Raw genomic sequence first — 26002 nt, 5'->3', positions numbered from 1 at the left:
CCGCTTTTATAACAAGGCTTCGTTTTCATAGAGGAAGCTATAGGACAAATCAAAGAAAATATATTCTTTATTATTCAGCGGATATGAAAAGGTTCTAATCGTCTCCCCCGTTTCGATATCACTGTACAGATCAGATAAAATGCCTTTTTTTTCATTGCGCATTTTAACGATATTTTCAAGGAAATAAGGGCGCCAGCTCCAATTATGATTCATATATTTAGGTTGGACCACCCATTGTCCGTCTTTATGAAGAATATTAGGCGATTTCTGATACCCTTCTTCATCACAAATATATAACCGAAAACATACTGAATCCAATTTTTTCGCCAGGATTCCGAGGAATTCCTCATGCGAACCTTTTCCTTTTTGTTGTTTGATGAAATCTTGCATGCCTTCGTTAAACTGTAGGGTTTTTTGATAAACGGCTTCCATCTTTTTTGTTTCCAGAGATATGAAAGATTGGCATTCCTGATGAAATTTTTCTCGAAGTAAATCTTTATCAATAAATTCCCCGTCAGGTTTTGCTAAGAAATACCCCTGATAATAACGCCCCCCATTCTTCCAAGCAAAACGGAGCTGGTACTCAGACTCGATATTTTCAAACAGTAAATTGGCCCCTATCCTACGTGCTAGCATACTGAGCGAGAAGAGAATGACCTGGTATGCGTCTCCCCCTGATATTCGAAGTTGATTCAAATTCACTTTTAAAATATTCGGAGAAATCTGAGCAATATGATCGAGTTGACTATCTTCCCCAAGATGATCAAATGCTATTTTAATGCCGTATGTTTTAAAATAGGCGAGTACATGTTGTAATGGTTCGTAGTTTTCCGGGCTGATCGTATCCGATAGTTCAAGAACGATTCTATTCATTTCCTCCGGTTGAAAGTGACGATGGAGAATTTCCATAAATTCTTCGCCATGATCGAGCATAAGCAAATTGGGATCGCGATTAATAAAAATGAGAAAATCCTCACCATAATCCCTTATTCGTTCGAGAGCTATTTCCAACACATAATTATCCACTTCTATCCGATATTCTTCAGGCACGGAAGAATCGTGAAAAAAAGTACCAAGACTTTCATATTCGCCCTTTTCCTCATAGCGCCCTAGTATTTCATACCCGATGACCTGATGTTGATCTGCACTGAAAATGGGTTGAAAAAAAGGTGTTACCCTGTCTAAATTCTTTAATATTTTTTCTGCATCCATGATGTATTCCCCCTAATTACGAAACATCAATATGCAAAAATTATACCATTAGTTGTTGGCGTTGATAATACTAACTTTCGCAATCCTCCCTTTTCACCCTTTATATGGGTAAAAATATAGGAAGGAATCTCTATTATTTTACTCGGATATAGTAAAAGGCCATTGTTCTAAAATCGAACAATGGCCTTTTTAATGCACGATTAAAATGGGAAGAACAATGGAATCGTTATGACCACGATGACACCGATGAAGATTTGTGTCGCAATGCCTATGACGGTGAAATCTTCATATTTATAATCGCCCGCAGTCATGACCAACGCATTTGTAGTCGCCACTCTTGGTGTCGCCAAGGCCAGGCTTCCTGCAACCGCCAGTGAGAGGAAAACCGGAACGGGATCGATTCCCTGATTGACTGCCGAGGTTAATGCCAGGGGCGTCATAACGACTGTAGCTGCCCCATACGGGATGAATTGGCTCAGGATCAGGGTCAAGAGATAAAAGACCGCCAATAATCCATGTGCACCAATATTATTGAATAATAAAGCCATCCAATCACTTATCATCCTGACACCACCTGTATCATCAAAAGCAGCGGTCAGCCCCAGCATGGCCGCAATTAATAGGATAGGTTCCCAATTTATCTTTTGATAGGCATCTTCCATGGAACGGACACAGCCAGTTACGATCATCAGCAAGGCAGCGGTAAGGACCGACAAAGCAGGAGGAATCGAATCAATCGATAATAGAACGATCATGATGCCCATTATGGTCAAGGCAATCCACGTTTTGGATTTTGAATCCACAGCGGAACTTTCTTCTGAGGTTGTACCTATCACTATCACATCCTCTAGATCGGAAGAAATCCTCTCGATATTCTCCCACTCCCCGTGAATCAATATCGCATCGCCAGGTTTCAAACGCTCTGTTCCGACATCCGCCTGGATATATTCACCATTCCTATTGATTGCAAGCACGTTACATTGGTATTTTTCACGAAAATGAACATCAATAAGAGTTTGATTTTCATAGTCCGAGTTCGGGACGATCAATATTTCCGTCAAACCAAATTTACTGCTAAGGAAATGTTTCTTAATTTGTTCCGTATTAAAGTGTTTGAATTCCAATTCATAGTGCTCCGCTAATCTCTGAACCGCGTCTTCTTCACCAAAAACCAAAATGATGTCATCCGGATGCAGTACCTCATTGGCCCTGGCAGATATCGTTTGTTGCTTTTGAAGCAACGGCAACTGCTTGTCTTTGGATTTCCGTTGAATTTCAATTAATGTCAATTCATATTGAATGGGAAGCTGAAGGTCGGATAGCCTTTCTCCGACAATATCCGATGAAGCAGGAATGTGTAGGTAATGCAAAAGATCATACACTTTGTACATTCCAGCCAGTTCCCCCGCAGATAAGCCCTTTACACTATTATTGGCTGCAATTGTTTTTTCCGGTAATAGCAAACGTCCCAGTGTGAGCATGAAGAAAAGCCCAGCTATAAATGCAATCAAACCGATTGGTGCGAAATCAAAGAAAGAAAATGTCTCTAACCCATTTTCCCTCAATACATTGGCTACAATCATATTTGACGGGGTACCGGTTAGTGTAATGAGTCCGCCAATACTGCATGCATAGGCCAGTGGCAATAAATAACGGGTCGGACTTGTTTTTTGTTGCAAAGCCATGCTCATTACAAGTGGAAGCAAAATGGCAACAATACCGGTACCGCTTAATAGTGCACTTAATAGGCCTGCCGTTACCATGACGATCAATAGTGACTTCCACTCATTCCCACCACAATAGTTAAGCAATTTGTTTCCTATCTTTTCTATGATTCCAGTATTGAATAATCCTGCCCCGACGATATATAGGGCCGCTAGCATAATCACTACGGGATTGGCAAACCCCGCCACCAGTTCATTAAATGTAAGTATGCCAGTCAGCCCCAGAACAGCAAGGGCACAAAGAGCGATTAAATCCGCACGAAATTTACCTTGTATAAAAAGCGCGAACGCGCATAGAAGTATAATCAGTGTAATAAACATTGGTTCGGTCATCATGCTACCTCCGTGTAAATGTCAGTTTTAAACTGGATATTAACCATTCGACTCCAATAAACTAGGTTTCCCTTTGCCTATAGAAGAGATTTCTTCTAATTATGTACATTGTTTGTTAATATGAGGAAGTAACATTCTTAATGTAGATAGGTTGATTAATTTGAGTAAAAGTATTTCCCGAAGAACATTTATAAAAAATGGCCTGCGTACGCTGGCGACTGTAACTGGTTTAAGCGTTGGGGGTGGATATTACGCCCATAACTTAGAGCCAAAGTGGTTAGAAATAAAGCACAATTTTATCAGCCACCCTCTTATTCCTAAAGGTTTTGATGGTATGAAAATGATACAGTTCAGCGATACCCACTTAGGCTTTCAATTTCAGCTTAGTGACTTGCAAGCGATTGTCGAGAAGATAAACCAAATGGATCCGGATATTGTTTTATTTACCGGTGATTTGATGGACGAGCCCAATAAATATAATGCTCAAAATGAAATCCCACCTGTGTTGAATCAACTTAAAGCGCCCTTGGGCAAGTTCAGCATTTTCGGTAACCATGATCACGGTGGGTATGGCTCCGAGATATATCGAGATATCATGGAAAAATCGAATTTCACCATGTTGCAAAATAATTCCGCCCGGGTTTCATTACTTTCAGCAGAAGAAATATTCCTAACTGGTGTGGATGATGCGATGCTCGGAAAACCTGACTTTGAAAAGGCTCTCTCAGGTATACCAAAAGGGGGGTTCACCATTATGCTCTCCCATGCTCCAGACCTGGCAGATATATCTAGCACTTATGATATCCACTATCAGATTAGCGGGCACAGTCACGGCGGGCAAGTTCAAATTCCTTTGATTGGTGCCCTTGTCACTCCCCCATATGCCGAAAAGTATACGGAGGGGACCTTTGATCTTGGTTCCTTGACTCTACATGTTAACCGAGGTCTTGGCACAACCCGACTTCCTTATCGCTTTTTATCGCGCCCTGAATTGACCATTTATGAACTAAGAGCAGAATAACAAGAAATACAGGGGAAAATCGCCAGACTCATTAACAAAGCCTGTGCGTGAAAATTCCTATGTAGTGAATTATAGCATTAGATGGTGAATGGAAACACCTCGATAATTTTACCATCCTGCAAAAGTGTTAATGGATAAGACCTTTAAAGCATATAACCATATAGGAACGCCAAGATGCCACCAATAACCGATACCGTTATGTAGATAAGACATTCTATGTAGCGGTGTTTTTTCATAAGGTCAAGAGCTTCCATACTGAAAGTGGAGAAAGTCGTAAAAGCACCGAAAAATCCCATTGAAAGCATCAGCTGCATAGAAAGTTCCCATTCTTCCTTTCTTGGAAAGATCCATCCTAACCCGAAACATCCAATTAGATTAATCAGCAAAATACTAAATGGTATGGGCTTCGAAGGCAGAAGCTTATTAAATAAAGTCTGAAACATATATCTGAAGGCTGCACCGAAAAACCCTCCAATCAAAACGGAGAAAACATGAATCACAAGGTCTCACCTCTTTTGTCAGTAAAAGGACGCAGCCCTATAAAACCAGCAAACAGTCCCATTACAAGCGTAGCTCCTAGATAAATCGCTGCTTGAATCATGGAATGCCGCATAAGCGTTACCATTTCCTGAGAAAATGTAGACATGGTGGTAAACCCTCCGCAAAACCCACTACCAAGAGCTAAAAAAACGAGTGACTTTTTTTTAGAGGCGAAATACCCATTTATCGTTCCAAGCAAAAAACACCCTACTATATTTATAAGGAGCGTCCCAAATGGAAAGAAAAAAACGGATGTCGAGGCACTAATTGAATAGCGTAATAATGCTCCACCCGCACCTCCAAAACCTACGGCCAAAACCTTCTTAAAAGGCTCCATAAAACCACCTCAACTATTTGAAAAACGAATAGATTCATTATAACAGATTCAGCTGGAACAGGCTCTTTTCATAAAATAAACCATACTATGTAAAGACATAGAGAAAAGGAGGCCAACCATGCAAACACAATATTATTATCCTTTCTATCCCTACCAACAATATCCACATCCGCAAAATGTATATCGTAACGGATACGGGGATGAAATGGGAATTGAATATGGGAACGATGAACGCTTCTTTCCATTCTTTCCTTTATTGCTCCCTTTATCATTTGTGGCTGGATTAGCAGTAGGTCCGTTATTATTCAACAACCGTCCACCGTACCCGCCGCCGTATCCGCCGTATCCTCCCTATCCGCCCGCTTACCCTCCTTATCCTGCCCCTCCCTATCCAGGCAATCAGGGATATCCGGGGTACCAAGGTTTTCAGGGCTACCCACAACAATTCGGCGCACAAGCCGCAGTCAATGAAAATATTAATATCTACACCCAATAAGGGTTGCACAGAAGGCGGAATGAACCGCCTTCTTTTCTTAATGGATACAAGTTCTTTACCTTATAGTTTTTCACAAATTAAAGCGTCACAGTATTAGAATTTGCTTCCTTATATATTTTGTAGTGGTATAATATGAAATGCATAGATGGTAAAGTGTTGGGAATAACTTTAAATTATAAATTTTTGAACTATTTTCCATCCGACTCTACCTTACAAGCCTAATATCACACCAATATAAATAAACGGTAGACTTGATTGAAGAAATCTATTTCAATAGCATTACTTCTAAACCTATGATGAAAAGGAGTTTCTACTATGAATCAAACGAAAGGACATTCTGAAATGGATGAGTTTTCGATAAACTCCCTTGCCCAAGCAGTGTTTATAGTAAATAAACATGCTAAGACTGCATTGGAGCCTAAAAATCTGTACAATCTAAAGAAGCTCGCATTAAATAAGCTCATGCAAGAAGGAAAAGCGAAGAAGATGGGACTCCATTTTTCTGACAACCCTCGCTTTGCCGCGCAACAATCCGATGTCATTGTTGAATGTGGATCATACGTCTTTCACCTACCGCCTACGAAGGAAGACTTAAAAACCCTCCCCCATCTCGGCAGTCGCGCAGCGTCCGTACGAAATCCTAAAGCTGCCTTGTCACTATCAAAAGCAAAGCAAATTTTACAAACTTACGTTGGACAAGCTGGCGAAAAACAAACCAGCCCTGTAAAGGCCGAAAAAAAGTCATATGGACGGAGTCAAGTTAAACAGCCCTTTCACAATCCATTCCCCTCTTCTTTTTTAGGAAAAGGTTCAAAGTATTAAAAGAAAAAAACGGGACGAGGATCTAATTTCCTCGTCCCATTTTCATAGGTTATAAAACAAATTGATCGATCAATCTTATCAGTTCCGCAATCTCCGGTTTGCTGATCTGTGCATCCGCACCGACTACCTGCCCTTTATGGCGTAGGCTATCTGTAATCAACGATGAAAATATAATGACCGGCAATTCAGCGAGTTTGCCATTCTCCTTAATTCTTCTAGTAAGATGATGCCCGTCCATTTGAGGCATCTCAATATCCGTAATCACCAGTTGGATTTCCTCCACAATCGTTTTGCCGGCTTCTACGAGCCCTTCCAAATAATTGATGGCATCCTGACCATTTTCGTAGAACTCCAATTGTTTAAATCCGGCTTCAGTCAATGTATCGAACAGCAACTTACGCAGTAATGGCGAGTCCTCAGCAATCAAGATTCTCTTTTCGGAATTTTGACGTTGACCAAGTTTTCTAACCTGCTGAACATTGATTCCTGACTCAGGATTGATTTCGACGACGATTTTCTCAAAATCCAGCAATAATATCATTTCACTGTTTAGTTTGATAACGCCGATAATCTGGCTTTCCAAGCCTTGATACATATCCGAAGGCTTTTCGATTTGTGTCCATGAGATACGATGGATCTGTGTCACCGTATGGACATGGAAGACGACTTTTTGCTGATTGAATTCAGCGACTATGAATTTATCCTGTTCTGGATTTTCCGATGCAGGAAACCCTAAGGCATCAGCTACATTAACGACAGGAAGCACTTCACCACGAAGCTCAATGATCCCCTCCACATTCGGATGGGAGTGAGGCACAAGGGTAATATGTACAGGATTTATGATTTCCTTCACTTTAATTACATTTATGCCGAATTTATTCTTTCCAATCCCGAATTCGACGATTTCAAGTTCATTCGTACCGCTTTCAAGTAATATTCCTTTATTGGCTTCCATTTATTTATCTCGCCCTTCCCTTACATCTATCATTTATTTATTCAATATACTACTTTTCTAGATTGAAAAATAATACATTTTAGCAAAAAAAACCTTTACCTTATAGATAAATGACTTCTACCTAATAATTCGGTTATTTACGCCGATTGTTTAGAATCCTGGGCAAAAAATAATATTGTGAAAATGAATTACCGAGGCACACGAAAAAAAGAAGGCCCACCTTTGAGCCTCCCTACTTTGATTCATTTACTTTTTTACGACAAGCGTTCCGACTATCATATCGTGGAGCGCTTGTTTCTTTTCCGTGAACCCGGCCATGATATAGCCGATATAAAGGATGACTCCTGAAATAATCGTAGCGAAATAGCGGCCCGCAGCCTTGCCGAAACCGATACGATTTCCATTTAAATCCACCACTTTAATATTAAGCAGTTTTTTCCCGACAGTCCCCTGCCATTTCGAAGAGTGTAATAGAGTATAATATAGAAAGCTAATAAGTATAGCTAAAAATAAGGTGATGAAAGTCCCGCCCATGAAGGCCAAGATTTCTCCGCCTCCCGGCTCATAATTGGGATCAAGCATGTCTTCCTGAACGCTTGACATGCTGCCGAGCCAAATTAGATTCACGATGGTCATCAGGATTCCTGTGGGGATACCGATTATGATTCCATCAATGATATTGGCACCAAATCGTATCCAAAAACCTGCATACTCTCTTCCTTCATCTGGATAAACCTCTACTAATCTTTCCATAATAAACTACCTCTCTTTCACATTTTTGGAAATTAATGATAACCTATCCATTATAACAAAGACTTTTATCATTGTTCCATCAATATGGCAGATCGCTTAATCGATTTTACCTATTACGAGACTTTTTACCTATTTCCAACCAGCCTTTTTTGACGAAATATAAAAACATCATAAAAGCAATGCCACCCATCATCCCAAGGATTACATAATAGCCATAGTGCCAATTCAATTCAGGCATATACTTAAAGTTCATACCATACACGCCCACTATGAAAGTGAGTGGCATGAAAATGGTCGTAATGACAGTCAAAGTCATCATCGTAGAATTCATATTATTCGAATTGACCGACAGATAACTATCGCGAATATCTGAAGAAAAATCCCGATAGGATTCAAGCATCTCCGTTAGCTTAATAAGGTGATCATATACATCATGGAAATATAGATGCTGATCCTTTAAATAGTTCAACCTATCAGAAGTAATCATCCTATACAATAAGTCACGCATGGGCAAGATTGTACGCCGAAGCTTCGACAAATCCGTTCTCAAATCGAATAGCTGATTCATCAATTCCGATATCGTTTCATTCTCCGTGTTATCCTCGATACTGTTAAGCTCGCTTTCCATTTTATAAACAGGAGGAAAGAATTCATCGACGACCCGGTCAATCAGTCTATGCATCAAGAAGAACGGCCCTTGCTTTAAGGTTTCCAACTCAGGGATTTCCCTCCAAACCTCTTCTAGTTCCTGGAGTTCTTCCTTATGAAATGTGACCAACCATTTTTCCCCGATAAAAAGACCCAATTCGACAGCCTTGAAGATTTTCTGCCTTATGGCATGTATCACGAGGAATTGATAGCCTTCATAAAAATCCATTTTTGGCCGCTGGTTATAGTCATCAAGGCAATCTTCGATGGCTAAATGGTGAAAGTGGAAATGGCTCGATAGCACCTTTATTTCCTCTACAGTAGGTTTTGAAAAGTCCACCCAATACCATTCAATATAATCATCACTTAATTTTTTTAGCTCTAAATCAAAAATGACCTCTTTTTCTTTTGTTATGGCACAGGTTCTAATCATTTATATCAATCCTCAAAATTTTCTTGATCTTGAACTTCATTATACCTTCAATACATTAATCACAAAAAGTATTTTTTCCTCTCCCCTTACAAAATGATAAAATAGAATGGATTTGATACATTCATATAACCATTCACAAACTGATAAGAACAAGGAGGATATTCAAATGGAACATTTAGTAAACCCGCTTGTAAAAGAGGTTCAAATATCTGGAATCCGAAAATTCTATAATCTAGTCGCCGATATTAAAGGGACCATTTCTTTAACGATAGGTCAGCCCGACTTCCCTACACCCCGACATATTAAGGAAGCCGCAAAACAGGCGATTGATGATGATTATACGGTTTACACCCATAATGCCGGATATTTGGAATTAAGGGAAGCCGCGAGCGCTTATGTAAAAGATAAATACCAGCTTTCATACAATCCAGTCAATGAAGTCATCGTAACTTCGGGAGCAAGCGAAGGAATCGACATTACATTTCGGACCATCCTCACCCCTGGAAATGAAGTGATCCTCCCAGGCCCCGTCTATCCAGGCTACGAGCCGATCATTAAAATGAGCGGGGCCGAGCCTGTTTACGCTGACACGACTAAGAACGGTTTTCGTTTGACCGCTGATATCCTAAAAACATACATAACCGAAAAAACCCGTTGCATCGTTTTGCCTTACCCTTCAAATCCAACCGGGGTCACACTAACGGCAGAAGAGCTACAGGACATCGCAGAGCTCGTGCGTGGCAAGGATATTTTCATTTTAGCCGATGAAATATATAGCGAGTTGGTTTTCGACCAGGATCATGTTTCAATCGCCACTTTTTTAAGGGAACAAACCATTGTGTTAAATGGTTTATCAAAATCCCATTCAATGACTGGTTGGAGGATTGGTCTGTTATTTGCTCCCGAGTCGATTTCTAAACATTTGTTAAAGGTCCATCAGTATAACGTAACTTGTGCCTCCTCCATCTCGCAACGTGCTGCCTTAGCTGCGTTAACAGTTGGAAAAGACGATAGCATGTCCATGAAAACGGAATATGCTAGTAGGAGGGACTACGTGTACAACCGATTACAAGCAATGGATCTGGATGTGGTCAAACCGGATGGTGCCTTTTACTTTTTCGTAAAACTGCCTGAAGGCTACCCATCCTCCTTGGAGTTCTGCCTGGAACTAGTAAAACAGGAAAAGGTAGCTGTCGTTCCTGGAGATGCCTTCTCGCCACTGGGGGAAGGATACTTCCGGATTTCCTATGCCTATTCCATGGAAACACTTAAAGAAGGATTGGATCGTATCGCAGCCTTTTTAAAATAACTGTGAGTATAGTATGCACAAAAAAATGGCCATCAACAGTAGGAACCGTTGAGGCCATTTTCTTTGTAAAAAAGAGAGTATGGCAATATTAATACAACCTTCGTAAGAATCGCACTTCGCGATAGCCTTCTTCCTTATTGGTTGTCGTAAGGCTGACCTCGACTATTGAACCCAATAGATCCGTCATCACCTCTTCAAATTCCCTGGCGTTTCGCGGTTTCGAATGCCCTAGGTTTTTTAACTCCCTCATTAATATTTGAAAACCAGCATCGGTCTCGATATGACTGAATTTCACCGGTAAGATCAAGGGGCTCTCATTCATCAATTTCAATTCCCAACGAATGGGCTTTGTTTGGTGAATCGTTTTTTCCCGTTTATACCCCTCGATTCGGACAATATATATGCCATCTTCAAGTTCCTGGAACTTCATGTGGATATCGTCAAAGTCACCCATACGTATCTCTCCTTTTTGTAAAGGCTGTCGCTTACAGCTTATTCAAAAAAGGAGCGGATAGCACTTTTAATTATAGTGTTTATATAAAGCCTGGGTGCCGCTGTTCTCCTCACCAGCCTCTGCAAGCCCATCATACAGAGATTTGCTCAAAGTTAATCCAGGCGCATCCCACCCCATTTTCTCCACTTCATCAAGTGCAATTTTCATATCTTTAATAAAATGCTTGATATAAAACCCTGGTTCAAAATCACCTTTGACCATTCGTGGGACAAGATTGGATAGGGACCAACTGCCGGCAGAGCCCGAGGAAATGCTTTGGAGGACTTTTTCCGGATCAAGCCCTGCCCTTGTAGCGTATGAGATGGCTTCCGTAACCCCGATCATGTTGGAGGCAATCGCTATTTGGTTGCACATTTTCGTATGCTGACCTGAACCCTCAGGGCCTTGATGAACAATATTGCTTCCCATGCACTCAAGAATTGGGCGTACTGTTTCAAATGCAGCAGGATCTCCGCCCACCATGATGGTTAGATTGCCATCACGGGCACCCACATCTCCTCCGGAAACTGGGGCATCAAGAGCTTCCAGCCCCTTTTTCCGTGCTTCTCCCGCTATCTTCATGGCCAAGGAGGGTGTGGAGGTTGTCATATCTATTAAAAGTGTCCCTTCTTTTGCACATTCAATAAGGCCCTGTTCCCCCAGATAAATTTCCTCGACATCACTCGGATACCCGACCATGGAAATGATCACATTCGTTTGTTGGGCAATCTCCCTAGGTGTTGCTGCCCACTTTGCCCCCTTACCAATCAACTCTTCTGCCTTTTCCTTGGACCTGGTATAAACATGTACCTCGTAACCTGCTTTAAGCAAGTTTCCCGCCATGCTCTTTCCCATAACCCCTGTACCAATAAATCCGATTACTGTGTTTTTCTCTTTCATGTTCATTCTCCCTTCGAATCATCTGTGAATTAATGCAAACTAGATGGATTTAACCATCCCTCCATCTACCAAATAAGATTGGCCGGTTAAATATGTATTGGCCCCAGAAACGAGGAAGGTTACGAACTTCGCAAATTCCTCTGGTTCGCCATAACGCCCAAGCGGGATGTTACTAAGGGCTTTCCCTGTGATATCTGCAGTTGAGACACCCTGTTTCTCGGCATTGAATTGATCCAGATGTTGAATGCGCTCGGTTGCGATTCGACCCGGTCCAACCGTATTGATCAATATCTTGTCTGGTGCTAGCTCTGTAGCCAATGTTTTCGCCAATCCCACGATTGCCGTGCGGAAAGTATTCGATAGCAATAGGCCGGGTATTGGCTCTTTAATAGAAGACGATGCAATGTTAACGATCTTGCCGCCTTGTTTTTTTAGAAGCGGTAAGCTTTCACGAATGGTTCGGATAAAGCTCAATAAATTCAGTTCAAATGAATGTTGCCAGTCTGCATCACTAAAATCATTAAATGTCCCCCCTGGAGGACCTCCGGCATTATTGATAAGGATATCTAGCCCGCCAAATTCTTCAGCCACTTTCTCCAACAACGACTTAATATCATCAGGTTTTGTAATATCCGTCACTTTATACGACACTTTCCCCTTGCCGATCTTTGATAATTCCTTTTGAACTGCCACCAATTTTTCTTCACTTCTCGCAGCGAGCATGACGTTGGCACCTTCTTTAACAAGCTCTTCCGCTATTGCCTTTCCCAACCCTTGGCTCGAGGCCAGAATCAAGGCATTTTTCTTTTGTAAATATAAATCCACTGTACTTCCCCCTTTTTCATAAAAAATACCAAACATGATTTTATTATATCCTTTATTGTATAAAGTGAAAAATCTGAATTATCAATATCCCAATTCCCCGGAGAGTTTTATCCTATTCCCCCAAAAAAATCGCCGGCTGGGAAACCCAGCCGGCTTTAAAAGGGGGAAATGAGAATGTCAGTTGCTCATATCGAGCTAAACAACTGTGCTTGTCCTTTATTTACCCATGTATAACGTTGTTAAACATCTTTTGGAAGATTTCAAAAAAATAAACACGGTGCTTTCATCCATTGAAGTTTCATTGGATGAAAGTGCCGTTTGTCATGCTATTTATTCACTTTTTCAAGTACAGCTTCTTTCACTTGTTCGTTTGTATCCATCATCAAGACATCTTGTGATAGTTTTTTCATTTCTTCAAGGGAAAGTTTCCTGATTAGAGATCGAGCTTTTAAGATAGAGGTGGCACTCATCGAGAATTCATCAAGGCCCAACCCAATTAAAATAGGGACAGCCACTTCATCTCCCGCCATCTCGCCGCACATTCCTGCCCATTTTCCTTCTTTATGGGCAGCATCAATTACCATTTTAACAAGTCGTAATATTGCCGGGTTATATGGTTGATATAAATACGAGACTCTCTCATTCATCCGGTCCGCTGCCATTGTATATTGAATCAAGTCATTCGTACCAATGCTGAAGAAATCGACCTCTTTGGCAAAAATATCTGCCATGACCGCAGTGGAAGGAATTTCAACCATGATGCCGATTTCAATCTTTTCTGCCACCGGGATATCCTTTTCAAGTAATTCCTGCCGCACTTCTTCCAACACAGCTTTGGCTTCGCGGAATTCCGTTAAGGTCGCAATCATTGGGAACATGATTTTCAAGTTTCCGTAAATGCTTGCCCGTAGCAACGCCCGTAACTGGATACGGAAAATTTCTTGCTCATTTAAGCATAAACGAATTGCCCGATAGCCAAGGAATGGGTTCATTTCCTTAGGTAACTGCAAGTAGGGTAACTCTTTGTCCCCGCCTATATCAAGTGTTCTGACGACAACCGACTTTCCGGCCATCCCTTCCAGCACCGTCTTATAGGCTTCAAACTGCTCTTCTTCACTAGGCATTTCATTTCTTCCCATGTAGAGGAATTCTGTCCGGTACAAACCGATTCCTTCCCCACCATTTTTGTGAACACCATCTAAATCCTTTGGTGTCCCAATATTGGCTGCCAGCTCTACTTGGTGCCCATCTTTTGTAACCGTTTGTTCATGGACCAACTTTGCCCATTCAGCCTTCTGCAAGGCATATTTTTTCTGCATTTCCTCGTACCGTTGCACAAGTTCAGGGGTCGGGTTAATATGCACTTCGCCATTAAGCCCGTCTATGATGACCAAGTCCCCATTTTCGATGGAAGCGGTCACCGTTTTAGTTCCTACGACTGCCGGAATCTCTAATGAACGAGCCATAATGGCTGAATGTGATGTTCTGCCACCGATATCAGTCGTGAACCCTTTAACATACATCGGATTTAACTGGGCCGTATCAGAAGGCGTCAAATCCTCGGCAATGATGATCACTTCTTCTGCAATCATGCTTGGATTCGGAATATGTATACCCAAAAGATGAGATAGGACACGTTTTGTTACATCACGAATATCAGCGGCTCTTTCCTTCATGTACTCATTATCCATTTGTTCAAACATCGTAATGAACATGCTTGCAACTTCATGTAAAGAAGATTCAGCATTTATGTTTTCGGACTTGATTTTATCCTGAACAGGGTTCAAAAGTTCCGGATCGGAAAGTACTAGTAAATGGGCATCAAAAATGGCTGCCTTATCGGCCCCCAAATCCTGCTCGGCCTTGTTCCTGATGATTTCCAATTCTGAAGTAGATTTTTGGATGGCTTCCTTGAAACGGGTTACTTCAGCCTCAACATCCTCAATACTCCTTTTTTCAACCGACAATTCCGGTTCGATAAGACGATAGGCTTTCGCGATGGCTATGCCGCTTGACGCTGCGATTCCACTTATCAGCGTGGACATTATTCTGCCAAACCTTCTCTGCTCAATGTGTCAGAAAGTGTTTTTAGAGCATCATTTTCATCGCTGCCTTCTGCAGTAATCGTGATTTCTGCACCTTTACCGATTCCAAGAGACATAACACCCATAATGGATTTAAGATTCACTTTTTTCTCTTTATATGCAAGGTTGATTTCTGAATCAAATTTACCAGCTGCTTGTACAAGCAATGTAGCGGGACGAGCATGAATTCCTGTTTCTGCAGTTACTGTAAACGTTTTTTCTACCATATAAATCATTCTCCTTTAATATAAAATAAACTAACAAGAATAGGATATGTAAGGTTTTTCCCTATTCATTTAAGAAAGATACGAAAATCTACGATTTCCTTTTCAGAATATCATTATCATTCTCAACAAACAAACCATAACTATCCTGTTTCTAAAGAATCGTACAAAAATTAGGATAAAACTGCAACAATTAATTTATTTCCTTTAAAAAGTTTTAGATGGACAGTTGTGCAGACTTTGTGAAAAACGCCTTAAAACTCAGCAAGATAAAGAGGATGACCGTTATGGAGACACTACCAAGAATCCCAATAAGTATGGCAATTTGATATTCTATGGCGATGAGCGGACTGATTCCCGAAAGAATTTGCCCAGTCATCATTCCCGGAAGGAAAATGATCCCCATACCCAACATATTATTCAAAGTCGGCAGCACTGCCGAATCGAAAGCGGCATCCACATATTTTTTGACGGCTTTCTGCGGCGTGGCGCCAAGCATCAACATCGCCTCCACCTTATCGCGGTTACTTGTGATGCCGTCGTGCAGGTTCTTTAAAGCTAACGTAACGCCGGTCATCGCATTCCCCACAATCATACCAGCAATCGGGATAAAGTAACGTGGTTCATACCATGGCGTGAAATGGATGACGACCAAGTTAAAATAAAGCAAAGCGGCCATCGGACCTGTGAGCATACTCAAAATGATCATTCGTTTGATTTTCTTGCTGAGCGTAAAGGGTATTTGTTTAAAAATATTTCGGATAGAGAACCAGGCTATCAAACATAAAAATCCTATTGAAAGCAAGGGATGGGGATTCTCGAATATATACGTCAATACATACCCTGCAAGAATAAGTTGGACCGTCATGCGTACTGTAGCGAGCAAAATTTGTTTTTCCCTCGATATCCCTCGCCATTTTACAATGATAAGCAGGAGAACCACGAATACATAGGCCGCACATAAACGCCAAAGCTCAATATTTATTATCCCACTACTCTCCATTAATAGTCCCCCTCCTTTGACTTTTTAAGAACGATCCTTTCCTCAGCATATTCATCCACAAGTTGCCTGGAATGAGTAATCATGACCACGGTTCCCATTTCCTGTTTCACTTTTGTTAAAAAACGGTTCATGACATCCAACTCTGACTCTTCATCAAGAGCGGATGTTGGCTCATCCAATAAATATACGTCAGGCTTTAATAGAAGCAATCTTGCCAATGCCAACCTTTGCTTCTCCCCACCCGACAATTTCTCTACATCAGCTGATAATGGCTTCTTTAACAATACCGTTTCAAGTACGTTTAGTAGCTCGTCCTTTGATTCCTTTTCTCTTTCGGTCAACTCTAATCCAAATTGGAGGTTTTCTTCAATGGTTCCAGGTAAGGTGAGTGCTGTTTGAGATAGCATCGTAACTTGGCGACGGAGCTCTATCGGGTTAAATGTTCCAAGGAGTTGCTCTTGATAAAAAATCGACCCGGTGTCCGGCTCATTCATTCTATTTAATAGTCTAAGCAGTGACGTTTTCCCAGCTCCGCTCTCCCCAGTCAAACAAGTTATTTTCCTTGCCGGGATTTCAAGATGGTCAATATTTAGAATCCCTTTAAACGTTATGTTTTCTAACCTGAACATATTTCCGGTTCCTACCTTTCTTGCTTCACGATTTCTTAATAAGAATAAACCATCAGAGAGGACAGTGGATATGGTGAAAATAGAATATTTTTCATTTTCTTTCATCATTTTATAAGGTAGTATTATTTGCGACCCTTACTTATCCATGACACCATGGAAAACAACTTGAATGGAGGATTTATGGTGACTACACCGACATATAGTACTTTTTTTAAATATGTATTTTTACTGATTTCGTTATGTGCGTTTACATTAACAGGTTGCCAGGAAATAACCGACGATTTGTCAGAAGAAAAGTCCACAGAAGAAACGAATACTTCCACCAAGGAAAACTCCCTTTCTACAGACCAAGTCTCCAATGAATCAAAAGGAAAAACCTTCACAGCTCAAATAGTTCGCGTGGTCGATGGCGACACGGTGAAAATTAAGACGTCTAATGGAAAGCAAGAAACGGTCAGGCTTCTTTTAATCGATACCCCCGAAACCGTCCATCCTTCCAAGCCCGTACAACCCTTTGGTCCTGAAGCTAGCAAGTTTTCAAAAGAGCTAATGCCTGCCGGTTCGGAGGTGGAAGTGGAGACAGGAATCGGTGAACGAGACAAATATGGGCGTCTGCTGGCCTATTTTTATGTAGATGGAAAAATGGTAAATAAGCTTCTGCTAGAAAAAGGGCTCGCACGGGTCGCATACGTATATGCACCCAATACAAAATATCTTGACGAACTGGAAGCCATCCAGAAACAAGCTCAAAAAGAGGAAATCGGCATTTGGTCGATTGAAAACTATGCCACTTCGAAAGGATTCGATGATTCGAAAACGGATAAAGGAACAACAGAAAAAACCACCGAAAAATCATCGTGCTCCAATCCGAACATTAAAGGAAATATCAATTCAAAAGGTGATAAGATCTACCACATACCAAGTGGACAATACTATGATATAACAAAAGAAGAAGAAATGTTTTGTACAGAAAAGGATGCAGTGAAGGCCGGCTTCCGGAAATCACAGAGTTAAGGTCATACACGTATCCATCCGTTCATTCTTGTAAATGGATAAAATAGAAAACGGAAAAGATACTGAATTTCCAGGGGGACATATTGTGAAATATAACAGGGATGAAGCATTTCGTTTTATTTTCGATCGTCCGCTTTCTGGTTTTTTTAGCATCATTAGAGTAAACAACTTGGAAAATAAAAGCCGAAATGGGGCCATGTCCGTTCTGGACATCAGTGCCGGAGGGCTCAAGTTCCAGTCCAATCTTGACCTTCCGGAGCAAGCGGACCTCGAGCTTTTGCTAACTTTCATCATAAATGCAGACGAGATTGATTTACGTGGACGAATTCTCTGGAAAAAGAAAAGTGGATCCGCTTATATGTACGGTTTCATTATGAATGAAAATGAAAGTTTGAAAGAAACGATAATCAAGGAACTGAAAATCTATCGGAAAAATAATCAATAGTTTCATTAGGCGCACCCGGCAAGCCGGGTGTGCCTTTATTTATTTTGTCTAACCCAATCAAAACTTCGAAATATCGATAATGGATGGTGCTTTTTTACGTTTTTCCGTCGCAAAATTCAATTTTCTCCCCTTTATTTTATGCATTTTTCCATTTCGATATATTCCATGAAATTATTTAAGGTGAAAGCACCCGGGAATATACGAAAAGTGCACTTTTTAAAAAGGCGTAGAAAATGGACGGTTTTACAAGTTTATCAGAACAATTCACTCCGATGATTCATCATGTTATCCGCTCACTATCCATTTATAAAAACAAAGAGGATTTCTTTCAAATTGGATTAATTGCATTATGGGAAGCTCAAGGCAAGTACAAGGAAGCAAACGGACAATTCTCCAACTTCGCATATACAGTCATAAAAGGGAGAATCATCAATGAATTAAAACGCCTCCATAAATACGACACGCATATCCAGCCAGTTGACGCAGCGGTTCTTGAAATAGAAGATCCCTTTTCTATGCACACAGAGGCCCTCGTGACAGAGAACCTCTTAGCCTACACAGAAAACTTGACATTGAACCAGCAACGCTGGCTCATCTTTACTTTCATCGGAAATAAAAATCAAAATGAAATCGCCAATACATTCAATGTCTCGATTGCAGCCGTGAAATCATGGCGAAAAACCACCCTTCTTAAATTGAGGAAGGAGATGGATATTCCATAAAAAAATAGGAAAAGGACGGTTCATCGATTCGAACCGTCCTTTTCCTATTTTAACTTCTTGCTTCCTCTAAATACGTATAAATGACTTCCCCATTATGTTGGGCATTTCCTCGGAAATGTTTGAAATCCGCTCTTTGAACAAGCACTTCACGAAAACTCAAAAATTCTTCCTTATTGATCCTGAACTCTTCCATTTCCCGATTAGCCAGTTTATTCAGGACTAGTTTTGCTTCTTCGGAATCCATTCTATTTCCTCCTTATTAGTTGTTTCTGTTCCTTACCTGTATAGGAGAAATTCCGTTTCTATTTTAACATAACCTTAACGCTTATTATCAATCAGAACTTTTTGTGGTCTCTTGACTATATTATTCTTTACGAATACATAAAAATAGTGCAAACTGTAAAGTAAAATATCACATTGTAAATTGATTGGTATTTTTCGTACATAAGTATCATCCAGACTCATACAAGTAAGAGTAAGTGTGCTTATATTGATTTCCATAATATGCAAAAAACACATACCTGTACTTTCTAACCAGTCATTATAACTACTCTATATCTTTTTACTTGCACTTCCCAGGTCAAAATCTAAACAGCAAGGTGTTCGAATAATCCATTTATTCATAGTTACTGATTATCATTGAAAACGAGATGGGAAAGGATGATTACCATGAAGAAAGCGGAAGTTGGAAATATCATTGAATTTAGAGAAGGCTTACAAGGAATCGTCGAGAAAGTGAATGAGAACTCTGTAATCGTGGACGTCACGTATATGGAAAATTACCTTGACTTGGAGCTTGAACAGAAGACAGTTGTCAATCATAAAAATTATAAGATCATCGGATGAAGGTACTGAACGACGGAATGGTTTTTGACCATTCCGTTTTCCTATGCAGGAACTTTATGGTTCATTTGGTTACCATGATATCATTTGTAACTTTTTTCTTTTTCATTCGTCTATATATAAAAGGGATGATTCTCTCCAGAGCGTCGATAGGTCATGCCTTTCTACACATATGAGAAATTCAACAGAAAGTTGAGGGAAAACGATGAAAAAATGGACGCAATATTTAGGCGGAGCGACAATGGCGGCCCTATTGCTGAGCGGATGTGGGACAACCACGGACGACAAGACGGCTGAACCACAAGAAGATACGGTAAAAGAAGAGAATACAGCAGGCTCAACAAATGGAGCTACTGATAGTTCTGAAGGGACAAAAAAGGTTAGGCTTATGGAACAGAATTTGCAATATACAAGTAATGGGGAAGCAAAAGAAGAAACAGCCTTCCTGAAAAATAGTGATAATCAACCATTTAGCCTATACGTCTTACAACAGTTCGAGTTGACTGCCGAGGAGCCTGGAAAGGATGTCCTTTTCCTGACCGATGACGACTCTGTATCCATGAGGATTGAATTATTAACGGGCGATGTCAAATGGGACGAAGTAGAGGAAAATGTCCAAACCCAACTGAAAAGCATTTCAGAGAAGATAGAGGACCCGGCACTTAACATAGATAATGGTTCCGGCTATGAAGTCGTGAACGGCGATGATGTGGTTACTTCTGTCTTACTCAAAGATGAGAAGTCCCCTGTCCGCTTAACCATGTTTACAAAGAAGGACAAAGATTACCGGGATGCCTTTCTAGAGATGGCTAAAACAATCATGAAAGAATCCTGATATCAAATAAAGGGAAAGGGCACGTAAGCCCTTTCCCTCGTTTTATATTTTTTTGCCTGCATCACTTTTCCAGACGAGGATTAAAAACAGTAAACTTATGTATCCAAATACCGGATAGAGATAACCCAGGAGTCTTCCATATCCGTACGTGCCGATAATCAACGCCACAATAAAGCTGAAGGCGATGATGAATATGCCAGGCACTTTAATATAGTTGCTGATTTGCCTCTGCAATCCGTAAATATTTCCGATGACTGAAGTGAAGATTTCGCCGTATATCACCAAGATGAACATCCAATGTAAATGACCGCCCACCATTTTCATAAGGACCGCCGATGGAATTTCATAGCTCATCACATCCGGAAGGGTCATAAGTGATAAATGCCCAGTGAGTAGAATAATCGTAAGGAATACCCCACCCAAAATAGCACCTTGCTTTATAATTCTTTCATCCTTAACCTCATACGCCACCGGAACAAGCACCGCCTGCGCTAAAGCCAGGTTAAAAGCGGTATAGGCAAACGGGGAGAATATCATCTTCAAGCTGATCCGTTCTTCTGGGAATTGCGTTAGAGAAGATAAAAATTCACCCGTCCCTAAAGTCGAGAAGAACAGAATCAAGCTAAATAGAATCATGATGGGAACAACAAAAGAATTCACTGTAAAAAGCCCACGCATTCCTAGCATCAAAACCAATGAAGCCAGAAGGGCCGTTGTCCAGCTCCCAACGTTTTTCGAGATGCCAAGCTGTTCCTCGAAAACGGCACCTGATCCCGAAATCATGACCGCTGTAACACCTAGCAGCATGATAAGGAAAAAAACATTGATGACGCCCGCTAATTTCTTCCCAAATAAAAATTGATTGAATTCTTCATAGGAAGCTGCCTTGATCCTTGAGGAAATCAACATGATCTTCGTACCACTGAAAATGAAAATATAGCCTGCTATTAAAATCCCGATAAAGCCATAAAAGCCATAACGGGTAAAGAACTCAACAACCTCCTTTCCAGTTGCAAAACCCGCTCCGACAACTGTACCTACATAAACGGCTGCAACCTGAAAGATTCCTGACCACCTAGAAAGCATGTACACCCCTCCTCCCTACATCTATATGTAAGAGGGAGAATTTTAAGACAGTCCAAGTCAGATTAACCTAAATTAATGGGAAAGCTTCGGTCCTCCCATTTTAAAAACGCTCCCTCTAAAGGGAGCGCCTTTCTATAGAAGACCCGCTAACGATTCACGAGATTTCACAACTTATAAAGCTTGGTCATCGACCGAACTCAGCCATTCATCGATAACCCTTACGACAGACTGCACAGTACCTTCTGCAAATGGGGAATCAAGGTTGGCCGATTCCACGAGCCCAAGGAATGATTTACTTCCTCCAAGTTGACAAAGGTTTAAATAGTCCTTCCACGCACTCTCATCTTTTTCCACAGACTTTTTCCAAAATTGGAAAGCACATATTTGAGCCAAAGCATAGTCAATGTAATAAAATGGAGACTGATAGATATGACTTTGACGTTGCCAATAGCCTCCGCCCTCTAAAAATCCGTTCTCTTCATAATCACGATGAGGTAAGTATTCCTTCTCGATTTTGCGCCATGCCTGTCTTCTCTCAAGTGGCGATGCGTTTGGATTTTCGTAGACAAAATGTTGGAATTCATCCACAGCCACCCCATATGGCAGGAACACGAGCGAGCTACTTAAATGGGAGAACTTATACTTTTCTGTATCTTCTTTGAAGAACAGATCCATCCAAGGCCATGTAAGGAACTCCATGCTCATCGAATGGATTTCGCAAGCCTCATAGGTTGGCCAATTATATTCCGGAATATCCAGGTCACGGCTTCGATACACCTGGAAAGCGTGTCCTGCCTCATGTGTAAGAACATCGATATCACCAGATGTCCCATTGAAGTTGGAAAAAATGTAGGGAGCTTTATAATCTTCAATGAATGTACAATATCCACCACTTGCTTTTCCTTTTTTAGCAACCAGGTCCATTAAATCATTTTCAATCATAAAATTGAAAAACTCATCCGTTTCGGCAGAAAGTTCATGGTACATTTTTTGACCATTTTCCACGATCCACTCCGCTTCGCCTTTAGGAACGGCATTCCCCGTACTGAATTGGAAATTCTCATCGTAATAATAGAGTTTCTCCAGACCTAGGCGTTTCTGCTGACGTTCCTTCAAGCGGGTAACGAGCGGGACCACTTCCTCTTTCACCTGTTTACGGAAAGCTGCCACCATCTCTGCATTATAATCGGTCCGTGTCATGCGATAATAACCTAGCTCGACGAAGTTATCATACCCTAATGTCGTTGCTATGCCATGTCGCACCTTTACCAGCTCATCAAAAATCCGATCCAGTTCGTCCTGCTTCTCTGCAAAGAAACCATAGTAAGCATCACTTGCCATTTTTCTGATGGAACGGCTCTCAGACTCCATGAAGGGCTGAAGCTGTGCCAATGTCCGCTCTTCTCCCTCAAATTCAATTTTCGCGGAAGCTATTAACTGTGAGTACTCACTTGCCAGCTTATTTTCTTTTTGCAGTTGCGGGATGATTTCCGGCGAGAACGTTTTGAGCTGTGCCTCAGCCAAATCAAATAGTTGCCTTCCCCACTTGGACTCAAGTTCCCGACGGAATTTCGATTGAACGAGTTCTGTATAAAACGCGGAAGTCATTTCCTCCATTTCAGGTGAGAATTCGTCCAAATAATCATTTTCATTTTTATAAAACTCATCAGTCGTATCAATGGTATGCCGAATATAGACCAGATTGCTCATCGTACCAACATAGTTTCGAATGGCATTTATTTCACTTATGGCCTCTACTTGTTCTTCAACCTCAGTCGCATCCACAAACTGCTTAAGAGCTTTCGTGAACTTCCCTTTAATGTCATCCAATTCAGGCCGTTCATATTTATACTCATTAAATTTCATACTTACACCCCAATTTCATCATTTGTATCCCTTTTTCCCAAAAAAACACCTATCGTGTTCATTGGTTGCCAGTTAAAATAGGACATAATTACATTCGCCATATTCTTATGTAAAGCCTTCCTATTTACGAAAAAAGTAATAGGGTTCTCCGCCTTTAGTGGGCATGACCGTCAGTTTCGGACGAATCATAATAAAACTACAAAAACACCTCAATTAAATTAAGGTGCTGGTTTACTGGATTATTTTTTTGCGGAGTAACCAATCTTTTTCAGTAATTCTATTGCCGTTTCTTTTTCCTCTTTCGTAAGGACGCTCATCACATCATCGATTCTTTTTTCATGATCAGGAAAGACATCCTCAATAAAGGCTTTACCTTTATCCGTAATTTTGGCAAACGTTACACGTCGGTCATCTTTACAAGCTATCCGCTGTAAAAACTCCTTCTGTTCAAGCTTGTCCACTACATAAGTAATGCTACCGCTTGCAAGCAGGATCTTGCCACCGATTTGTTGAAGAGGTTGATCACCTTTATGATATAACAGTTCAAGTACGGCAAATTCAGTAGGATTCAAGCCCGCTTCAGCTATATGTTTATTCACTATATCATTAATCGAACGGTGAGCTCTTGACATCACGATAAACAGCTTTAATGACTGTTGGATGCTATCATTCCCCATAACTTCACAACCTTAAAATTTTTAATTAAAATATCTTGAATTGAAGGTTATTATATTCTATTGCGCCTTTTTTGTCAATTTGCCTATAGGGCATGGCTATTGCTATTGTTTAATTCTCCAGTTTGATATACTAAAAGAAAAAATAAAAGTAGTGACCACATGAATTCAAGGCAGAGATTTTCGAAATACATACTTATTGTCATTTTACCATTAATCATTTTAACTATCACTTATTGGTTATATTTTGATTATTCCATCCAAGAAGAACGGAAAGCAAAGGCTGAATGGATTGGATCCGTTTATCAAAAATCGATAGACCAAGTAATCAGGGAAACCAAGGGAAATGTGGAATGGTTGAGTCGTAACCGTTCTATTCCATATATGGACGAAAAATCAAAGAATCAATTGTTAGACTCCATCAAAGATACAGACCCCAGATACGCTGACATTTATCTACTGGATCGAGAAGGAATGACCATACATAGTACAAGCAAGCAGCCCCCCCAATCCAAATTAATTGATCATGAAGATATGGACTTAGCTATAAATACTCAAAAAGCGGTGATGGCCCACAAAACAGGAATTGATGATTTGAATTGTACATGCTTCACCATCTTCGCCCCAATATTGGAAAAGGATAAGGAAGTACGGGGATTTTTATTGGTTCAGATCAAATTCGATTATTTAAAGAATATCTTGAATACACTTTCACCTGAACAAACAGTAAAACTTCAAACGAATGAGAGAGAAAAGGTCGTTGATATAAATATCGGGAATGTAAACCCAAGTTCAAGATGGATGACCCTCCCCTTGACAGAAGCCGAATGGTCCATATCAGTTAAAATGCTTGAAAAAAAGGATACCCAAAACATCCATATATTCTATTCTTTTATATTTTTCACCTTCATCATCACCCATGTGATTTATATTATTGTATATGAGTTCCTCTATCGTAGGAATTCAAAAAAACAAAAACAACTCATTGATGACCAAAAGTTGAATTTCGTAGGTACACTTGCAGCAAGTACTGCACATGAAATCAAAAATCCACTCACGGGCATAAAAGGACTTGTCCAATTGCTAAATGAGAAGCATCCAGATGAACAAGACCAGTTTTATTATTCCATCATCATGAAAGAGATAGAAAGGATAAACAGTATCGTCAGTGAGTTCTTGATTCTAGGTAAGCCGATGGTGCAAAACTTATCCTCATATGATGTACGCGGTATCGTTGCTGAATTAAGACCGATAATAGAATCTGAAGCTCGTTTTTACTGTATCGAAGTCGAATGGGATATAGTTAGGTCACCACTTCCTGTATACTGTACGAAGGACCAACTCAAGCAGGTCATACTTAATATAGCAAAAAATGGCTTTGAGGCCATGGAACAAGGCAAAAACCTGGCCATACATATTTATCAAAAAAAACAAGAAGCTATTATAGAAATCATTGACACTGGACACGGGTTGGAATCGAACGACATCCAGAAAGTATTTGAGCCATTCTATACTTCCAAAAAGGAAGGGACCGGTTTAGGACTTTTCGTCTGCAAGAGAATCATCGAACTCTTCAATGGAACAATCGAGATTACAAGCAAGCTTTCGGAGGGTACGACGGTCATGATTCGCTTACCAATCCTAAAAGAGAACGTGAGTAAGTAATCTATATGGAAAGAATCACGTTTCAGTAAAGTAAACCCTTCTATCCTAAGATAATCATCTTGACGGACCTTAAATAAAAGGTCACTAGAATAAGATTCTAATTTAGAAAGA

The 26002-nt window shown here is 40.5% G+C and carries 28 protein-coding genes; 10 read left to right on the top strand and 18 right to left on the bottom strand.

What is annotated here, in order from left to right; translation table 11 throughout:
- Positions 1 to 6: 6 nt before the first annotated feature.
- Together ACIQXU_RS06710 and ACIQXU_RS06705 are read right to left on the bottom strand one after the other, a co-directional pair.
- A complete protein-coding gene (locus tag ACIQXU_RS06710; protein ID WP_402868016.1) occupies positions 7 to 1212 on the bottom strand; it encodes an EAL domain-containing protein in 1206 nt (401 codons plus the stop codon).
- Positions 1213 to 1412: 200 nt separating this feature from the next.
- A complete protein-coding gene (locus ACIQXU_RS06705; protein WP_402868015.1) occupies positions 1413 to 3269 on the bottom strand; it encodes an SLC13 family permease in 1857 nt (618 codons plus the stop codon).
- A 160-nt stretch (positions 3270 to 3429) separates the two neighbouring features.
- Here ACIQXU_RS06705 and ACIQXU_RS06700 point away from each other — a divergent pair, with 160 nt between their 5' ends.
- Complete coding sequence (locus ACIQXU_RS06700; protein ID WP_402868013.1) at positions 3430 to 4290, top strand: metallophosphoesterase; 861 nt, start codon at positions 3430 to 3432, stop codon at positions 4288 to 4290.
- A 143-nt stretch (positions 4291 to 4433) separates the two neighbouring features.
- On the opposite strand, the gene crcB is transcribed toward ACIQXU_RS06700, so the two are convergent.
- Together crcB and ACIQXU_RS06690 are read right to left on the bottom strand one after the other, a co-directional pair.
- Positions 4434 to 4790: a fluoride efflux transporter CrcB gene (gene crcB / locus ACIQXU_RS06695; protein WP_402868011.1), complete on the bottom strand. Its 357-nt coding sequence runs from the start codon at positions 4788 to 4790 to the stop codon at positions 4434 to 4436.
- Positions 4787 to 5167, bottom strand: a complete 381-nt coding sequence (locus ACIQXU_RS06690; protein WP_402987714.1) for a fluoride efflux transporter FluC — start codon at positions 5165 to 5167, stop codon at positions 4787 to 4789. Before ACIQXU_RS06690 ends, crcB begins: the two co-directional genes overlap by 4 nt.
- Before the next feature lie 118 nt (positions 5168 to 5285).
- On the opposite strand from ACIQXU_RS06690, the gene ACIQXU_RS06685 reads away from it, so the two are divergent.
- Entirely contained in the window at positions 5286 to 5663 is a 378-nt protein-coding gene (locus tag ACIQXU_RS06685; protein WP_402956118.1) for a hypothetical protein, read from the top strand.
- A 315-nt stretch (positions 5664 to 5978) separates the two neighbouring features.
- Positions 5979 to 6485, top strand: a complete 507-nt coding sequence (locus ACIQXU_RS06680) for a YkyB family protein (RefSeq protein ID WP_402987711.1) — start codon at positions 5979 to 5981, stop codon at positions 6483 to 6485.
- A gap of 49 nt (positions 6486 to 6534) precedes the next feature.
- On the opposite strand, the gene ACIQXU_RS06675 is transcribed toward ACIQXU_RS06680, so the two are convergent.
- The 3 genes from ACIQXU_RS06675 to corA form a co-directional block, all read right to left on the bottom strand.
- A complete protein-coding gene (locus ACIQXU_RS06675; protein WP_402868006.1) occupies positions 6535 to 7440 on the bottom strand; it encodes a chemotaxis protein in 906 nt (301 codons plus the stop codon).
- Positions 7441 to 7686: 246 nt separating this feature from the next.
- Positions 7687 to 8193, bottom strand: a complete 507-nt coding sequence (locus ACIQXU_RS06670) for an RDD family protein (protein ID WP_402956116.1) — start codon at positions 8191 to 8193, stop codon at positions 7687 to 7689.
- Between the two features lie 106 nt (positions 8194 to 8299).
- Positions 8300 to 9274 (bottom strand): magnesium/cobalt transporter CorA, encoded by a 975-nt coding sequence (gene corA, locus ACIQXU_RS06665; protein ID WP_402868003.1) that lies wholly within the window; start codon positions 9272 to 9274, stop codon positions 8300 to 8302.
- A gap of 166 nt (positions 9275 to 9440) precedes the next feature.
- Between corA and ACIQXU_RS06660 the strand changes: the two genes are divergently transcribed.
- Positions 9441 to 10583, top strand: coding sequence for an aminotransferase A (locus tag ACIQXU_RS06660; RefSeq protein ID WP_402987708.1), 1143 nt, complete (start codon positions 9441 to 9443; stop codon positions 10581 to 10583).
- 88 nt (positions 10584 to 10671) lie between these two features.
- Here the strand turns inward: ACIQXU_RS06660 and ACIQXU_RS06655 are convergent, their stop codons facing one another.
- The 7 genes from ACIQXU_RS06655 to ACIQXU_RS06625 all read right to left on the bottom strand — a co-directional run bounded on the left by ACIQXU_RS06655 (position 10672) and on the right by ACIQXU_RS06625 (position 16741).
- Entirely contained in the window at positions 10672 to 11037 is a 366-nt protein-coding gene (locus ACIQXU_RS06655) for a hypothetical protein (protein ID WP_402868000.1), read from the bottom strand.
- 66 nt (positions 11038 to 11103) lie between these two features.
- Entirely contained in the window at positions 11104 to 11976 is an 873-nt protein-coding gene (locus ACIQXU_RS06650) for an NAD(P)-dependent oxidoreductase (protein ID WP_402987705.1), read from the bottom strand.
- Positions 11977 to 12015: 39 nt separating this feature from the next.
- On the bottom strand, positions 12016 to 12801 hold the full coding sequence (locus ACIQXU_RS06645; protein ID WP_402987702.1) for an SDR family oxidoreductase: 786 nt from the start codon (positions 12799 to 12801) through the stop codon (positions 12016 to 12018).
- A 326-nt stretch (positions 12802 to 13127) separates the two neighbouring features.
- Positions 13128 to 14846, bottom strand: a complete 1719-nt coding sequence (gene ptsP / locus ACIQXU_RS06640) for a phosphoenolpyruvate--protein phosphotransferase (RefSeq protein ID WP_402987699.1) — start codon at positions 14844 to 14846, stop codon at positions 13128 to 13130.
- The gene (locus tag ACIQXU_RS06635) at positions 14846 to 15112 is read right to left on the bottom strand and encodes a phosphocarrier protein HPr (RefSeq protein WP_402867991.1); all 267 of its coding nucleotides are present in this window, start codon (positions 15110 to 15112) and stop codon (positions 14846 to 14848) included. Before ACIQXU_RS06635 ends, ptsP begins: the two co-directional genes overlap by 1 nt.
- A 214-nt stretch (positions 15113 to 15326) precedes the next feature.
- The gene (locus ACIQXU_RS06630; RefSeq protein WP_402987696.1) at positions 15327 to 16112 is read right to left on the bottom strand and encodes an ABC transporter permease; all 786 of its coding nucleotides are present in this window, start codon (positions 16110 to 16112) and stop codon (positions 15327 to 15329) included.
- Positions 16112 to 16741 (bottom strand): ABC transporter ATP-binding protein, encoded by a 630-nt coding sequence (locus ACIQXU_RS06625; RefSeq protein ID WP_402956101.1) that lies wholly within the window; start codon positions 16739 to 16741, stop codon positions 16112 to 16114. Before ACIQXU_RS06625 ends, ACIQXU_RS06630 begins: the two co-directional genes overlap by 1 nt.
- Before the next feature lie 183 nt (positions 16742 to 16924).
- On the opposite strand from ACIQXU_RS06625, the gene ACIQXU_RS06620 reads away from it, so the two are divergent.
- The 3 genes from ACIQXU_RS06620 to ACIQXU_RS06610 all read left to right on the top strand — a co-directional run bounded on the left by ACIQXU_RS06620 (position 16925) and on the right by ACIQXU_RS06610 (position 18922).
- A complete protein-coding gene (locus tag ACIQXU_RS06620; RefSeq protein ID WP_402987693.1) occupies positions 16925 to 17755 on the top strand; it encodes a thermonuclease family protein in 831 nt (276 codons plus the stop codon).
- An 85-nt stretch (positions 17756 to 17840) separates the two neighbouring features.
- The gene (locus tag ACIQXU_RS06615; protein ID WP_402956096.1) at positions 17841 to 18200 is read left to right on the top strand and encodes a PilZ domain-containing protein; all 360 of its coding nucleotides are present in this window, start codon (positions 17841 to 17843) and stop codon (positions 18198 to 18200) included.
- 233 nt (positions 18201 to 18433) lie between these two features.
- Positions 18434 to 18922, top strand: coding sequence for a sigma-70 family RNA polymerase sigma factor (locus ACIQXU_RS06610; protein WP_402867981.1), 489 nt, complete (start codon positions 18434 to 18436; stop codon positions 18920 to 18922).
- A 49-nt stretch (positions 18923 to 18971) separates the two neighbouring features.
- On the opposite strand, the gene ACIQXU_RS06605 is transcribed toward ACIQXU_RS06610, so the two are convergent.
- Positions 18972 to 19166 (bottom strand): abortive phage infection protein, encoded by a 195-nt coding sequence (locus tag ACIQXU_RS06605; RefSeq protein WP_402867979.1) that lies wholly within the window; start codon positions 19164 to 19166, stop codon positions 18972 to 18974.
- A gap of 425 nt (positions 19167 to 19591) precedes the next feature.
- On the opposite strand from ACIQXU_RS06605, the gene ACIQXU_RS06600 reads away from it, so the two are divergent.
- Together ACIQXU_RS06600 and ACIQXU_RS06595 are read left to right on the top strand one after the other, a co-directional pair.
- Positions 19592 to 19768, top strand: a complete 177-nt coding sequence (locus tag ACIQXU_RS06600) for a YkvS family protein (RefSeq protein ID WP_402867977.1) — start codon at positions 19592 to 19594, stop codon at positions 19766 to 19768.
- Between the two features lie 202 nt (positions 19769 to 19970).
- Positions 19971 to 20600, top strand: a complete 630-nt coding sequence (locus ACIQXU_RS06595) for a hypothetical protein (RefSeq protein ID WP_402987691.1) — start codon at positions 19971 to 19973, stop codon at positions 20598 to 20600.
- A gap of 42 nt (positions 20601 to 20642) precedes the next feature.
- Here ACIQXU_RS06595 and ACIQXU_RS06590 read toward each other — a convergent pair whose 3' ends face one another.
- The 3 genes from ACIQXU_RS06590 to ACIQXU_RS06580 all read right to left on the bottom strand — a co-directional run bounded on the left by ACIQXU_RS06590 (position 20643) and on the right by ACIQXU_RS06580 (position 24229).
- Positions 20643 to 21686 (bottom strand): YkvI family membrane protein, encoded by a 1044-nt coding sequence (locus tag ACIQXU_RS06590; protein WP_402867973.1) that lies wholly within the window; start codon positions 21684 to 21686, stop codon positions 20643 to 20645.
- A gap of 171 nt (positions 21687 to 21857) precedes the next feature.
- Positions 21858 to 23552, bottom strand: coding sequence for a M3 family oligoendopeptidase (locus tag ACIQXU_RS06585; protein WP_402867971.1), 1695 nt, complete (start codon positions 23550 to 23552; stop codon positions 21858 to 21860).
- 239 nt (positions 23553 to 23791) lie between these two features.
- Complete coding sequence (locus ACIQXU_RS06580; protein ID WP_402867969.1) at positions 23792 to 24229, bottom strand: MarR family winged helix-turn-helix transcriptional regulator; 438 nt, start codon at positions 24227 to 24229, stop codon at positions 23792 to 23794.
- Positions 24230 to 24388: 159 nt separating this feature from the next.
- Between ACIQXU_RS06580 and ACIQXU_RS06575 the strand changes: the two genes are divergently transcribed.
- Positions 24389 to 25891 carry an ATP-binding protein gene (locus tag ACIQXU_RS06575; protein WP_402987688.1) on the top strand — a complete coding sequence of 501 codons (1503 nt, stop codon included), beginning with the start codon at positions 24389 to 24391 and terminating at the stop codon, positions 25889 to 25891.
- Positions 25892 to 26002 lie beyond the last annotated feature (111 nt).

Source organism: Peribacillus sp. NPDC097284, from assembly GCF_044761765.1.
GTDB lineage: Bacteria > Bacillota > Bacilli > Bacillales > DSM-1321 > Peribacillus.
This window is presented reverse-complemented; position numbering and strand designations above follow the sequence as displayed.